Origin of the sequence: Nitratireductor aquibiodomus NL21 = JCM 21793, assembly GCF_000615975.1 — a bacterium.
GTDB classification, from domain to species: domain Bacteria; phylum Pseudomonadota; class Alphaproteobacteria; order Rhizobiales; family Rhizobiaceae; genus Nitratireductor; species Nitratireductor aquibiodomus.
On record NZ_BAMP01000001.1, the window covers coordinates 93,210 to 106,238 of the forward strand.

Here is a 13,029-nt window from a genome sequence, read left to right on the forward strand (position 1 = left end):
CATGACTGACCCTTCCCGTTCGTTCTGCGCTGCCGTTGACTGGGGCACGAGCAGTTTTCGCCTCTGGCTTCTGGACGATGAGCACTGTCATCGCCTCCAGCAGCAGCAATGAGGGGATGATGCACTGCGCGGGCACGGGCTTTGCGCCGGTTCTCGAAGCTCATCTTGCCAAAGTGGGTGCGCCTGCCGGCACGCCTGTGTTGATCTGCGGTATGGCGGGTGCAAGGCAGGGCTGGCTGGAGGCTCCCTATATGGAGGTTCCCGCAAGCCTCATGGCGCTTTCGGCACAGGCAGCGCGGGTTTTGGATGCCGAGGGCGATGTGCGCATCCTGCCCGGCCTCTCGCTCAACGATCCGCAGGTGCCGAACGTGATGCGTGGCGAAGAGACGCAATTGCTGGGCGCGGTGGGCGAGAATGGCAATGCGCTGGTGTGCATGCCCGGCACGCACAGCAAATGGGTGAAGATTGAGAACGGCACGGTAACCCATTTCAGCAGCTTCATGACCGGAGAGCTGTTCTCGCTTCTGACGAAGCACGGAATCCTTCAGCACGCGATTGAAGCAGATCGGGCCGTTTCGGCGGATGATGCGGCGTTCCTGTCCGCGCTTGAGCGCGCCACGGCGCAGGCGCATGCTGCGCTCTCCGGTCTCTTCGGTGTGCGCGCGGCACAATTGCTGGGGTTCGAGGAGCGCGCTGTTGGCGCTGCACACCTTTCCGGTCTTCTGATCGGTGGAGAAATATCCGCTGCGCGGGGGCTCTACGGGGAGGGCCTGGAGGTCACGCTGATCGCGTCTCACCCGGTCGATGCGCTATACCGGACCGCCCTGGAACGTCAGGGCTTCAGCGTCGCGTTGAAAGACGCTGGCGAAGCCTCACGGGCCGGGCTTTTCAACTCGGCGAAACGAATCTGGAGCCAGTAGTCATGGCAGAACGAGATATTTTCTGGCCCGGAAATAAACGGGCCCTGGTGGCGATCCTGCGTGGCATTCGTCCCTCCGAGGTCGCGGCCATGACCGAGATGCTGATCGACGAGGGCATCACCTCCATCGAGGTGCCGCTGAACTCGCCCGACCCGTTCCAGTCCATCGAAACGGCCATTGCTATTGCCGGAGACCGCGCGCTCATTGGCGCCGGCACCGTGCTCACCGTCGAGGATGTCGACCGACTGTCGGACATCGGCGGCCAACTGGTCGTCAGCCCGAACACCGATCCCGATGTGATCCGGCGCAGCGTGGCGCTTGGCATGGTCTCCATGCCCGGCGTCTTCACACCCAGCGAAGCGCTTCTCGCGCACAAAAGCGGTGCCTCGGCGCTAAAATTCTTTCCGGCTTCCGCATTGGGTGTTTCCGGCATTTCAGCATCAAGGCAATTTTGCCGGAAGAAGCACTTGTCTGCGCTGTTGGCGGTGTTTCCGATGCTTCGTTCGGCGACTATTTCAAGATCGGTGTGCGCGCCTTCGGTCTTGGGACGGGCCTATACCGGCCTGGTGATGCACTCGACGCTGTTCGCGTCAGGGCTCGCAAGACCGTCGAAGCCTATGATCGCGCCTCCGCAGACTGAGCTTCATTGAGCGGCTGCCGGGTCGATCTCGGCAGATAATATCCGCGCCGACCGGGCCCCTGGTGGGGCCCCTCTCATTCGGCTGGTCATGCGTACCACTGCCCCGGCAGACCCGGTTGCAGCATGCTCGATCTCTGTTCATCAAACACATCATCATTCGCTTTGATCGATTGACAAGGCTGTGAGTTTAGCACTAGCTTTCAAATGTGACCAGGTGTTCACATTTTGGCAAACGGGAGGTGTCGACCTCCTGAAAATCGGCTGAGGTTCGGTCTTGACCATCGGAATTGCGGCATATGGCAAAGGCTCAGTGGCGGCCATTCAGACAGCCGTTTCAGCGGCGGAGCTCTGTGGCCGTGGAGCCATTGGCGGCTTTGCCGTTCTGGCGGTTATCGAGGCCGATGGTTCGGTTGCTTACAGAACCACACAGAATGGCGGAATCTCCTCGCTCGACATTCCCGAGGAATGGTTTCGGGCCCCCTGCGCGGCTGTGATCTCGAGCGGACCCGACCGCCCTGAGCCTTTGACACAGTTTCTCGTGGGGCGGGCCGGCTCCGGTCTCGTGACCGGGCATCGTCTTCCCAACAGCGTTTCGGCCGATGGCGTGTCCGTCAACAGTGCCGTTCTGGAGAAACTGGCTGGTGGTGAGGCGCCGCAGGGCAGTGTTGACGCGGTGCTCGCCCAGGATCCCGAGATTGATGCCGGGTTGATCGCCGTAACCATCGATGGACGGTTGGGAACCGGAAATTCCGGCAGAGTGTTGCGGCGTGGCGATCTCGGACAGGCGCACCGCGAAGAGGGGGGCTGTGGATTTTCGCTGCTTCACAACTCAATTTTCGCGGCCACCGGGACGTGTCAGGCGCTTGCGGAGATTCTCGGTGAGCTTGCCTGGCAGGAACTGACGGGAATACCGGCCGGCCACGCGATCATCCGGCTGGAAGCGCCGGTCACCGTCGAGGCTGCCGCGCGTGACCGCGTCCACATTGATCTGAACGGCCGGATTGTCGCGCTGCAGAGTGCCGATCCGCGCGTGTGTGCGGCTCGCCGCCTGGGGACGGCTGTCTACCTTTCCACCGAGGTCTGGCAAGAAGGGCAGCCAGTCGGCTTCGCGGAGACGGAACTGGTTGCCCGTCTGGCGGATGGACTGGCCCATCCTCACGGTTTGCCCGTTCAAAGAAGCATGATGATGAGGAGAAGCCATGTCACGGCGTGAGCGGACCGAGCGGTCCATCCTTCAGGCGCTGGAGGAGCAGATCTGCGAGACGGGCATGGCCGGCGTCGGAGTTAACTCCGTGGCCAAGCGCGCGGGTGTCAGCAAGGAGCTGATCTATCGCTATTTCGACGGCATGCCGGGTCTCATGCTGACCTGGATGCAGGAGCAGGATTTCTGGACCAAGAGCTCAAGCATCGTGAAGGGCAACGAATCGAGCGAACGCCCGCCGGCTGATCTCATCCTGACGATGCTGCGCGAGCAGATCGATGCGCTGGCCAACAATCAGCCGCTTTGCGAGGTCCGCCGCTGGGAGTTGATTGAGCGAAACGATGTCAGCGCCAAGCTGGCGGATCGACGCGAAAGCGCCGCACGCGCCTTCATCGACCGTGTCGACGGTCTGACGGAGGAAGCCGATGTGCCCGCCGTGGTCAGCATCATGCTGGCCGGCATTCTCTATCTGATGCTGCGCGCAAAAACCGAAGAGTACTTCCTCGGTGTCCCCCTTCGCACGCCGGAGGGCTGGGACCGGCTCTGGAAGCTGTCGAACACCTGACAGCGTCTTTGCCCGAAGATCTGAAATCAAAATCGCTCCGCACGCTGGAGGGCAAACGCCCATCCGCTGACACCGGGAAGGATAGGTAAATTGATGAAGCGTGCTGCCGACCTTCTGGTGGAATCGCTCAGGGTGCACGGCATAGACCGGGTTTTCTGCGTGCCTGGCGAGAGTTATCTCAGCGTGCTTGACGCTCTTGTCGAACAGCCAGCCGTTTCGGTCGTGACGACAAGGCATGAAAGCGGTGCAGGCTTCATGGCGCTGGCCGATGCGCGGCTTACGGGCCGTGCAGGCGTCGCTTTTGTAAGCCGCGGGCCGGGCGCCATGAACGCGGCGATCGCTGTTCACTCCGCCCAGCAGGATGCCGTTCCTCTGGTGCTGTTCATCGGGCAGGTGGAGCGCGCGCATCGACAGATGAACGCGTTTCAGGAAATGGATTACGGCAGGGTCTTCGGCTCGGTCGCGAAATGGGTTGTCGAAGTCAATGACGCTGCCCGCCTGGTCGATACCGTGGCCACGGCATTCCACGCCGCATCGAGCGGTACGCCCGGGCCGGTGGTCGTCGCCCTCCCGGAGGACATGCTGGAAGATCTGGTTGAAGCGCCCGCCGTGCAGGTCAACCGTGTTGCCCGTTCTGCTGCCTCACAGCAGGACATGATCGATCTCCGGGATATGATCGCGGATGCCGAACGGCCACTGCTGATCGCTGGAGGGCTGCTCAAATCCGATGCAGCGCAAACGACCCTGAAGGCCGTGGCGGAAGCGTTTGCCATCCCCGTGTCAACGGCTGTGCGGCATGCCGACGTTCTGCCAAACGATCATCCGCAGTTTGCAGGCCATCTCGCCTATGGCGCTCCGGCTGCGCTTGCCGAAGCCGTTGCAAAGGCCGATCTCGTCATCGGCGTCGGCACAAGGCTCGGTGATGTGACGACGCAGGGCTACACCTTTCCGGCCGCGCCTCTGCCGGCGCAGAAGGTGGTGCAGGTCTGGCCCGATGCCATGGCGGTCGGCCATGTGCGGGGTCTCGCAATGGGGCTGGCGGCGGAGCCCCGGATATTTCTAGAACAGCTTCTTGCCATGGCGCCCGATGCGCCTGCGTCGCAACACACCGACTGGAGCGCAGCGCTTCACGCGGTTGCCCGGTCCCTGCGCGAATGGCGGGGCGCCGGGGATGTGGAGGACGGCGTCGTTTTCGGTGACTTTGTCGCGGCTGCCGACCGCTTGCTGGCCGATGACGCAATCATCACCATCGATTCAGGAAACTTCGGTGGCTGGGTCCAGCGCCTGATGCGTTTCGGTGGCGGTCGTACGATGCTGGCACCCGCCTCCGGCGCCATGGGATATGGCGTGCCTGCGGCGGTGGCCGCAAGCCTGCGGCATCCGGAGCGGCAGGTTGTCTGCTTTGTCGGAGACGGCGGCTTTCTGATGACAGGCAATGAACTGGCGACGGCCATGCATTATGGCGCGAAGCCGATTGTGATCGTGTCGGACAATGGCTCCTACGGCACCATTCGCATGCATCAGGAAAAACATTTCCCCGGTCGGGTCGGCATGACCGGCCTGACGAACCCGGATTTTCCGGTCTTTGCATCCTCTTTCGGAACGCTGAGCCTCACGGTGGACAACGTCTCGCAGATCGAGGGTGCCCTCAAGGCCGCAGTCCAGGCCCGATGTGCAGCCGTCATCACCGTTCGCACGAGCCTGGAGCACATTTCGGCGGCTGCTACGATCGCGGCGTTGCGCGGGAGCGCGGCATGAACAAAGGGCACAAACACGTTGTGGTGATCGGCGCCGGCATTGTTGGCCTGATGACCGCCTACTTCCTGAGGCGCGACGGTCACACAGTGACGGTGGTGGACAGGAACGCTGAACCAGGACTTGAGACGAGCAGGGCCAATGGCGCCCAGTTGAGCTATAGTTTTGTCGCGCCGCTTGCCGATCCGGCAGTCCTGCCCAAATTGCCATCCTGGTTGATGGACAGGGATGCACCGCTGAATTTCCGGCTGCGTGCCGACTGCACAGTGGCGCTGGGGATTGGCATTCCTCAAAGCGTGCCGTCGGGAAACGGTTCACCGCACGACCCGCGACATGCTGGAGCTCGGGCTCTCGAGCAGGGCGCTTCTGCGCGAGATGGTTGCGCGCGAAGGCTATGCCTTCGACTTCTCCTCCACCGGAAAGCTGCTCGTCTATCAGGATCAGGCAGCTTACGCGCTCGCCTGCCGGCAGTTACAGATGCACGATGCCACAACCGGTGGACAGCGGATTCTGAGCCGGCGCGACTGTCTGGAAATGGAGCCTGCCTTACAGGCAGGCGGTCATGGAATCGTCGGTGGCATTTTCATGCCCGAGGAAGACGCAGGCGATTGCCTCAAGCTGTGTGTCCAGATGCACCGCCAGCTTTCGGCCGCCTCGCACAATGTAACCTTTCGCTTCAACACCGAAGTAAGGGGCTTTCGCTTCAGCGGGCAGCAGGTCGTCGGCCTTGAGACCGATGGGCCCTCGCTGTCTGCGGACGCCTATGTCATCGCAAACGGGCTCGGTGCACAGAAACTTGGATTGGCGGCAGGCTTCAACCCGATGATCCATCCGCTCAAGGGATACAGCCTGACCTATGAGCTGACGGAGAAGAGCCGTGCGCCCGCCCGCAGCGTCAGCGACATTCACAGAAAAGTGGTCTATGCCCGCCTCGGCAACCGGCTGCGTGTTGCGGGCATGGTCGACATCGGGGATCGGGATTCCGGCGTGACCGCGCGGCGTATCGATCTTCTCAAATCTCAGGTCAACGCATTGTTGCCGGAGCTTGCCCCGGCGGCTCAGCCGAAGGTGTGGGCGGGGATGCGTCCCGCCCGGCCCGACAGCACGCCGCTTATCGGTGCGACGCCGTGCGGCAATCTCTGGATCAACGCCGGTCACGGCATGCTCGGTTTCACCCTAGCTGCGGGAAGTGCCCGGCTCCTCGCCGATCGCCTGACCGGCCGGCCCTGTGCCGTTCAACGAAATGCTTTCGCGCTCCATTAGCGCGTTTGACGAGATCCGCCCGGCGAAACCGGGCGGCGGAATTGGAATGCAACCACAAAGGGGAATAATGATGATCTTGTCTTGCAAGAGTTTGCTACGCGGAAGCCGTGCCCTGCTTTGCGCCGCTTCCGTGCTTGTTCCAGTCGCGGCCTCGACGGGGGCGCAGGCCGAGACGGTGAAGGCCGTGATGATGTCGGGCCTCCGCGTGATGGATCCGGTGATGAGCACTGCTTTTCTCACGCGTGATCATGGCTACATGATCTACGACACGCTTCTCGGCGTCGATTCGGAGTTCAAGGTGCAGTCGCAGATGGCGAGCTGGACGGTTTCCGACGACAAGAAGACCTACACTTTCACACTGCGTGATGGTCTCAAATGGCATGACGGCGCGCCGGTGACGTCTGAGGACTGCATTGCCTCGATCAAGCGCTGGGGTGGGGTCGACACCACCGGACTGGCGCTGATGACAATGGTTGAGGACATCACCGCGACCGACGACAAAACCTTCGTCATCAAGCTGACGCAGCCGACGACGCTCCTGCTATCGGGCCTCTCCAAGCTTAGCTCCCGCCCTGCTTTCATGATGCCCAAGCGTGTGGCAGAAACGCCGGGCTCTCAGCCGATCACAGAATATGTGGGCTCGGGTCCGTTCCGGTTCATCGAAGAGGAGTTCCAGCCGGGCGTGCGTGTGGTTTACGAAAAGAACGGGGATTATGTGCCGCGGGATGAGCCGCCGAGCTGGACCGCCGGGGGCAAGGTGGTGAACGTCGACCGGGTCGAATGGGTGACGATGCCCGACCAGATGACGGCCATCAATGCGCTGCAGAATGACGAGATCGATTTCATCCAGCAGATTCCCTTCGACCTTCTGCCTCTGGTAGAGGCTGCCGATGGCATCGATGTGAAGGTCATCGACAAGCTTGGTTCGTGGACCTATTTCCGGATGAATCATCTTCACCCGCCTTTCGACAACGAACTGGTCCGCCAGGCCGCCATGGCGGCGGTGGGGCAGGAAGATGTCCTGCGTATGCTTGTGGGGAACCCGGAATATTTCCAGACCTGCGCGGCGGTCATGGGCTGCGGCAATCCCAATGAAGACACTTATGGCGAAGAGTGGGTCGTCAGCGCGGACATTGAGCGCGCCAAGGAACTTCTGAAGGAGGCCAATTACGATGGTACGCCGGTCGTGCTTCTTCAGCCAACCGACATTGCCATGCTGGCGGCACAGCCCATTGTAATGGCCGATGCCTGGCGCAAGGCCGGGTTCAATGTCGACCTCAAGACCATGGACTGGCAAACGGTGGTGACCCAGCAGGGCAACCAGAAGTCTCCGGAGGAGGGCGGCTGGAACGCCTTTTCCACCTACAGCATTCTGGCAACCAGCGGTGATCCGTTCGGCAACACCACGCTGTCGACGGCGGGTCGCAAATCATGGGCCGGCTGGCCGGATGTGCCGGAGATCGAGGCGCTGCGTCTTGACTACGCGCGAGCGGCGAATGCGGAAGAGCAAAAGGCCATTGCCGCCAAAATCCAGAAACTTGCCATCGACAAGGGCGTGGTGGGGCCGCTTGGCCAGTTCCGCATTCCCGCCGCCTATGACAGCGAATGGACCGGATTTCTGGAAGCGCCGGTGACCCTGTTCTGGAACATCCAGAAAGCGGCGGAGTAACAGCTTGATGTTTTCCTATGTCATCAAACGGGCAGTGGCGACACTGCCGGTGATGGCCATGGTCGCGGTCGTGGTTTTTGCCATGCTTCGCCTGACGCCTGGCGATCCGGCCGCCATCCTTGCCGGTGACGACGCCTCCGGTGCGCAACTGGAGGCGATCCGCCGCAGCATGGGGCTGGATCAGCCGATCATGGTCCAGCTCTATGTATGGATGAAGCAGCTCGCCCAGGGAGACCTGGGCGTGTCGCTGCTCTCCGGCACGCCGGTTCTAGAGATGATCGGCGGCCGTATCGGACCGACGCTTTCACTCGCGGTCCTGACCATCCTGCTGACGATCGTCGTTGCGATCCCGATGGGGGTGGTCGCCGCGCGCAATCCCGGCGGGTTGCTCGATCGCACGGTAATGACCTTCTCCGTGCTCGGGTTTTCCATTCCGACATTCGTCATCGGATATCTTCTGATCTATGCCATGGCGCTCAAACTCGGATGGTTTCCCGTGCAGGGGTACAGTTCCGTCGATAAGGGTCTGTGGCCGTTCTTCCAGCGCCTTGTCCTGCCAACGCTCGCCCTGAGTGGCATCTATATCGCGCTTGTGGCGCGCATGACCCGCAGCAGCGTGATCGACGTGATGGGCGAGGATTTCATCCGCACCGCCCGTGCCAAAGGCGCGAAGGAGACCAGCGTGCTCCTGCGCCATGCCCTGCGCAATGCGGCAGTGCCCATCGTCACGGTGATCGGCATCGGTGTTGCGTCTTTGATCACGGGCGTGGTGGTCACTGAATCCGTGTTCAATCTTCCCGGGCTCGGGCGACTCGTCGTGGAGGCGGTGCTGGCCAGGGATTATCCCGTCATTCAGGGACTCATCCTGCTGTTTTCGTTCACCTACGTCCTGATCAACCTGGCGGTGGATATTCTCTACACCGTTTTTGATCCGCGCATCCGCTACTGAGGATCACGATGAGCAACAATACAATTCAGGGGGAGCTGCTTGCAGAACCGGCAGCGCGCGCGCCGACGCGCGGTGACAGGTCATCCCTTGCAGCGCAGATGCTTCTTTCCCTCAGAAGCGTTCCCGTTTTCCTGGCCTTTGTCGTGCTGACGGTGGTCTCGCTTCTGGCCGTCTTCGCGCCGTTCCTGATCAGGGCGGATCCGATTGCGATCGATCCGCTACAGCGCTTTGCGGGCGTTTCGGCCGAGCACTGGCTGGGCAATGATGCTTTCGGGCGCGATGTCTATTCGCGTCTGCTTTTTGGCGCGCGCGTTTCGCTGATCGTTGGTCTGGGTGCGGCGGCAGCCAGCCTTGTGGTCGGCCTGATCATCGGCGTGGTTGCGGGTTACATCCGTTTCGCCGACACCTTCATCATGCGGGTGATGGACGGCATCATGGCGATCCCCAGCATTCTGCTTGCCATTGCGCTTGTTTCCCTGACGGGTGCGTCACTGGTGACCGTGCTCGTGGCCATCACCGTGCCGGAGATTCCGCGTGTGGTCCGGCTGGTGCGCAGCATCATTCTCAATGTGCGCTCCGAAGCCTATGTGGAGGCCGCGATCTCGCTCGGGACGCCGACCTATCGGCTGTTGATCCGCCATATGGTGCCGAACACGGTCGCGCCGCTGATCGTGCAGGGGACCTTCATATTCGCCTCCGCCATTCTGACGGAAGCAACCCTTAGTTTCCTTGGAGCCGGCCTGCCCACGGAAATCCCCTCCTGGGGAAACATGATGGCCGACGGTCGTATGTATTTTCAGCTTTATCCGAGCCTCGTCCTCTATCCCGGCATCATCCTGGCGTTCACGCTTTTGAGCGTGAACATTCTTGGCGATGTGCTGCGTGACGTGCTCGATCCCAAGATGGCGAAGAGAACATGAGCAATCAGAAAAACGATCTGGCGCAAACCGGGAGGCCAGTGCTCGACGTTCGCAATCTTGCCGTCAGCCTTGCTGGAAATCCCTCGGCGAAGGTGGTGAGCGACGTGAGCTTCACGGTGCATCCGGGAGAGACGGTCTGCGTGGTGGGAGAATCCGGATCGGGCAAATCTGTCACAGCCTTCTCCATCATGGGGCTTCTTTCGCGCGAAGCGCTGCACTGTTCAGGCGGGCGCATCGAACTCGATGGCGAGAACGTTCTCGAAGCGGATAAGGAACGCCTGCGTGCCCTGCGCGCAACCAGAATGGCGATGATCTTCCAGGAGCCGATGACAGCGCTCAACCCGGTCGAGACCGTGGGTGAGCAGATCGATGAGGTGCTGCGCATCCACAAACGCATGGGCAGGAAGGCTCGGCGCGAGAAGGTCATGGAGATGCTCGAAGCCGTGCATTTGCCGGAGCCGGAACGCATTTACAGTTCCTACCCGCATCAGCTCTCCGGAGGGCAGCGGCAAAGGGTGGTGATCTGCATTGCGCTGATCCTCGAGCCCAGGCTTCTGATCGCGGATGAGCCGACCACGGCACTCGATGTCACCACCCAGAAGCAGATATTGCTGCTGATCCGCGAACTTCAGGAAAAGCACAACACGGCTGTGCTTTTCATCACCCATGATTTTGGCGTCGTAGCCGACATCGCCGACCGCGTGGTGGTGATGAACCGGGGCGAAGTCGTCGAGGTCGGGACGCGGGAGCAGATATTGTCCGCCCCAGACAAGGACTACACCCGAATGCTGGTATCTTCGGTTCCAAGCCTCGTGCCGGAGGCGCGCGAAGCCCATGACGGCGACATCGTGCTGTCGGTCAAAGGGCTGGGCAAGGTCTACGCGCAGAAAAGGTTCCTCGGTGCCAGGCGTGAAGTGGCGGCGGCGGTGGATGTCGACCTGACCGTGCGCCGGGGGGAGATCCTGGGCGTGGTCGGTGAATCCGGGTCCGGAAAATCCACGGTCGCGCGCTGCATTGTGCGTCTTCAGGACCCGACGCAGGGCGAGGTTGTCGTTTGCGGAGAAAACATTGCCGCTGCTCGAGGCTCGGCGCTGCTTTCTGTACGCAAACGCATCCAGATGGTTTTTCAGGACCCGTTCCGCTCCCTCAATCCTCGCCTGACCGTTGGCGAATCCATTATCGAGGGGTTGACGAATTTCGGTGTGGCCCGCGCGCAGGCGCTGCGCCGTGCGGGCGAACTGATGGGGCTGGTCGGCCTGCCGGCGGATGCCCTGAAACGCTATCCGCACCAGTTCTCGGGCGGTCAGCGCCAGCGCATCTGCATTGCGCGCGCGCTGGCACTGGAGCCGGATGTTCTGGTGGCCGATGAAGCAGTGTCCGCGCTCGATGTGTCCGTTCAGGCTCAGGTGCTCGAGCTTCTCGACGATATTCGCCGCAAGACCGGTGTCGGTGTGCTGTTCATCACCCATGATCTGAGAGTGGCCGCGCAGATCTGCGACACGATCATGGTCATGCAGAAGGGGAAGATCGTCGAGTTCGGCCCCGCTGCCGACGTGCTGACGTCCCCAAAACAGCCCTACACCCGATTGCTGCTGGAGGCCGCGCCGGGTCGCCATTGGGATTTCCAGAACTTCCGCCCGCTCCCACTATGAAGGAAAACACCATGCCGCAGGGCTTCGACATTCTGATCCGCAAAGCGCTTGTCATCGACGGAACGGGCGCCGAGCGTTACGCGGCCGATGTCGGCGTTTCGGGCGACCGTATCGCTGCCATAGGGAACCTTGCCGGTGCCCGCGGGGAGACCGAGATTGATGCGACGGGTCTCATCCTTGCTCCCGGCTTCATCGATTCTCACACGCATGACGATCGCATCCTGCTTTCGGCCGGCGATATGACGGCCAAGGTCAGTCAGGGCGTCACCACTGTTGTGGGCGGCAACTGCGGCATTTCGCTTGCGCCCATGCCCGAGCCGGTGCGCAAGCCGGTGACCCCGCCGCTCGATCTGCTTGATGAGACCGGTGACTGGTATCGCTACAGGACTTTCGCTGACTATCTCAGCGCGCTCGAAGAGCAGCCGGCGGCGACGAACAGCGCAATGCTCGTCGGTCATACGACCTTGCGCGCCATTGCCATGGATGACCTCAACCGCGCGGCGACGCCCGCCGAGATTGCGGCGATGCAGGCGCTTGTGGAAGAGGCAATGCAGGCAGGTGCCATCGGCGTTTCGACAGGGCTGGCCTATCCACCGGCGCAGGCGGCAACCACCGAGGAGGTGATTGAGGTTTGCCGGCCCATGGCCGCTCATGACGGGCTCTACGCAACACACATGCGCGACGAGGGCGACCACACGATGGAGTCGCTTGAAGAATCCTTCCGGATCGCATCCGAGGTCGGGGTGCAGCTTCTGATTTCGCACCACAAGCTCGCGGGCGTCAACAATCATGCCGGTCGGTCGAAACCCTGGCCTGATCGACAAGCAGATGAAGGAGCAGCCCGTTTGTCTTGATTGCTATCCTTATACCGCGTCCTCGACCATTCTTACGGCTGATCACGCGCGCAACTCGCCAAAGACGGTGATCACCTGGTCGCGGCCGCTGCCGCAATATGCCGGACAGACCCTCGATGACGTGATGGAAGCCATGGGGTGCGGTTTTGAAGAGGCCGTTCAGCGCCTGCAGCCGGCCGGTGCTGTCTATTTCCGGATGCATGAGGATGATGTTCAGCGCATCCTGAAATACGTACCGACCATGATCGGGTCGGACGGCCTGCCGCATGACGAGAACCCTCATCCGCGCCTCTGGGGGACTTTCCCGCGTGTGCTCGGACATTACAGCCGCGATATCGGCCTCTTCCCGCTTGAGACGGCCGTGTTCAAAATGACCGGTCTCACCGCGCTTGAATTCGGCTTTGCTGATCGTGGCGTTGTGCGGGAAGGGGCGTATGCGGATATCACCCTTTTCAACCCGGACACCGTCATCGACTGCGCCACGTTTGAAAACCCCAAGACGCTTGCCAGAGGCATAGAGGCGGTTCTGGTCAATGGAACGATTGTCTGGCGGGAGGGGCAATCAACTGGCGCACGCCCTGGCCGTGTGCTGCGACGATCCCGAAAGGCTGAGGCCACCGCCTGATCGCATACCGTTCTTG

The 13,029-nt window shown here is 61.7% G+C and carries 10 protein-coding genes and 3 pseudogenes; all 13 read left to right on the top strand.

The window, feature by feature from the left end:
* The first annotated feature begins 1 nt into the window (after window position 1).
* Window positions 2–920: pseudogene (locus JCM21793_RS23340) on the top strand (2-dehydro-3-deoxygalactonokinase).
* A 2-nt stretch (window positions 921–922) separates the two neighbouring features.
* Window positions 923–1,560: pseudogene (locus tag JCM21793_RS23345) on the top strand (2-dehydro-3-deoxy-6-phosphogalactonate aldolase).
* Window positions 1,561–1,834: 274 nt separating this feature from the next.
* Complete coding sequence (locus JCM21793_RS00505) at window positions 1,835–2,773, top strand: DUF6963 family protein (protein WP_025029118.1); 939 nt, start codon at window positions 1,835–1,837, stop codon at window positions 2,771–2,773.
* Entirely contained in the window at window positions 2,760–3,326 is a 567-nt protein-coding gene (locus JCM21793_RS23350) for a TetR/AcrR family transcriptional regulator (RefSeq protein WP_202901380.1), read from the top strand. The genes JCM21793_RS00505 and JCM21793_RS23350 overlap by 14 nt, the downstream gene beginning before the upstream one ends.
* A 93-nt stretch (window positions 3,327–3,419) precedes the next feature.
* Window positions 3,420–5,084 carry a thiamine pyrophosphate-dependent enzyme gene (locus tag JCM21793_RS00515; protein ID WP_025029119.1) on the top strand — a complete coding sequence of 555 codons (1,665 nt, stop codon included), beginning with the start codon at window positions 3,420–3,422 and terminating at the stop codon, window positions 5,082–5,084.
* A gap of 50 nt (window positions 5,085–5,134) precedes the next feature.
* Window positions 5,135–5,188, top strand: a pseudogene (locus JCM21793_RS31365) (hypothetical protein); the annotation flags it as partial.
* Between the two features lie 172 nt (window positions 5,189–5,360).
* Complete coding sequence (locus JCM21793_RS29875; RefSeq protein ID WP_244439594.1) at window positions 5,361–6,344, top strand: FAD-dependent oxidoreductase; 984 nt, start codon at window positions 5,361–5,363, stop codon at window positions 6,342–6,344.
* Window positions 6,345–6,414: 70 nt separating this feature from the next.
* The gene (locus JCM21793_RS00525) at window positions 6,415–8,013 is read left to right on the top strand and encodes an ABC transporter substrate-binding protein (protein WP_025029120.1); all 1,599 of its coding nucleotides are present in this window, start codon (window positions 6,415–6,417) and stop codon (window positions 8,011–8,013) included.
* A 7-nt stretch (window positions 8,014–8,020) separates the two neighbouring features.
* Window positions 8,021–8,962 (top strand): ABC transporter permease, encoded by a 942-nt coding sequence (locus JCM21793_RS00530; RefSeq protein ID WP_025029121.1) that lies wholly within the window; start codon window positions 8,021–8,023, stop codon window positions 8,960–8,962.
* 8 nt (window positions 8,963–8,970) lie between these two features.
* Complete coding sequence (locus tag JCM21793_RS00535) at window positions 8,971–9,882, top strand: ABC transporter permease (RefSeq protein ID WP_025029122.1); 912 nt, start codon at window positions 8,971–8,973, stop codon at window positions 9,880–9,882.
* Window positions 9,879–11,534, top strand: a complete 1,656-nt coding sequence (locus tag JCM21793_RS00540; RefSeq protein WP_025029123.1) for an ABC transporter ATP-binding protein — start codon at window positions 9,879–9,881, stop codon at window positions 11,532–11,534. The genes JCM21793_RS00535 and JCM21793_RS00540 overlap by 4 nt, the downstream gene beginning before the upstream one ends.
* A gap of 11 nt (window positions 11,535–11,545) precedes the next feature.
* Window positions 11,546–12,388 (top strand): N-acyl-D-amino-acid deacylase family protein, encoded by an 843-nt coding sequence (locus JCM21793_RS31120; RefSeq protein WP_306306716.1) that lies wholly within the window; start codon window positions 11,546–11,548, stop codon window positions 12,386–12,388.
* Complete coding sequence (locus JCM21793_RS31125) at window positions 12,363–13,013, top strand: amidohydrolase family protein (protein ID WP_306306717.1); 651 nt, start codon at window positions 12,363–12,365, stop codon at window positions 13,011–13,013. The genes JCM21793_RS31120 and JCM21793_RS31125 overlap by 26 nt, the downstream gene beginning before the upstream one ends.
* Window positions 13,014–13,029: the final 16 nt, after the last annotated feature.

Coding starts and splice junctions, on each gene's coding strand:
- JCM21793_RS23350 (WP_202901380.1), top strand. CDS start 2,760: ATGTCACGGCGTGAGCGGACCGAGCGGTCCATCCTTCAGGCGCTGGAG.
- JCM21793_RS00515 (WP_025029119.1), top strand. CDS start 3,420: ATGAAGCGTGCTGCCGACCTTCTGGTGGAATCGCTCAGGGTGCACGGC.
- JCM21793_RS00525 (WP_025029120.1), top strand. CDS start 6,415: ATGATCTTGTCTTGCAAGAGTTTGCTACGCGGAAGCCGTGCCCTGCTT.
- JCM21793_RS00530 (WP_025029121.1), top strand. CDS start 8,021: ATGTTTTCCTATGTCATCAAACGGGCAGTGGCGACACTGCCGGTGATG.
- JCM21793_RS00535 (WP_025029122.1), top strand. CDS start 8,971: ATGAGCAACAATACAATTCAGGGGGAGCTGCTTGCAGAACCGGCAGCG.
- JCM21793_RS00540 (WP_025029123.1), top strand. CDS start 9,879: ATGAGCAATCAGAAAAACGATCTGGCGCAAACCGGGAGGCCAGTGCTC.
- JCM21793_RS31120 (WP_306306716.1), top strand. CDS start 11,546: ATGCCGCAGGGCTTCGACATTCTGATCCGCAAAGCGCTTGTCATCGAC.
- JCM21793_RS31125 (WP_306306717.1), top strand. CDS start 12,363: ATGAAGGAGCAGCCCGTTTGTCTTGATTGCTATCCTTATACCGCGTCC.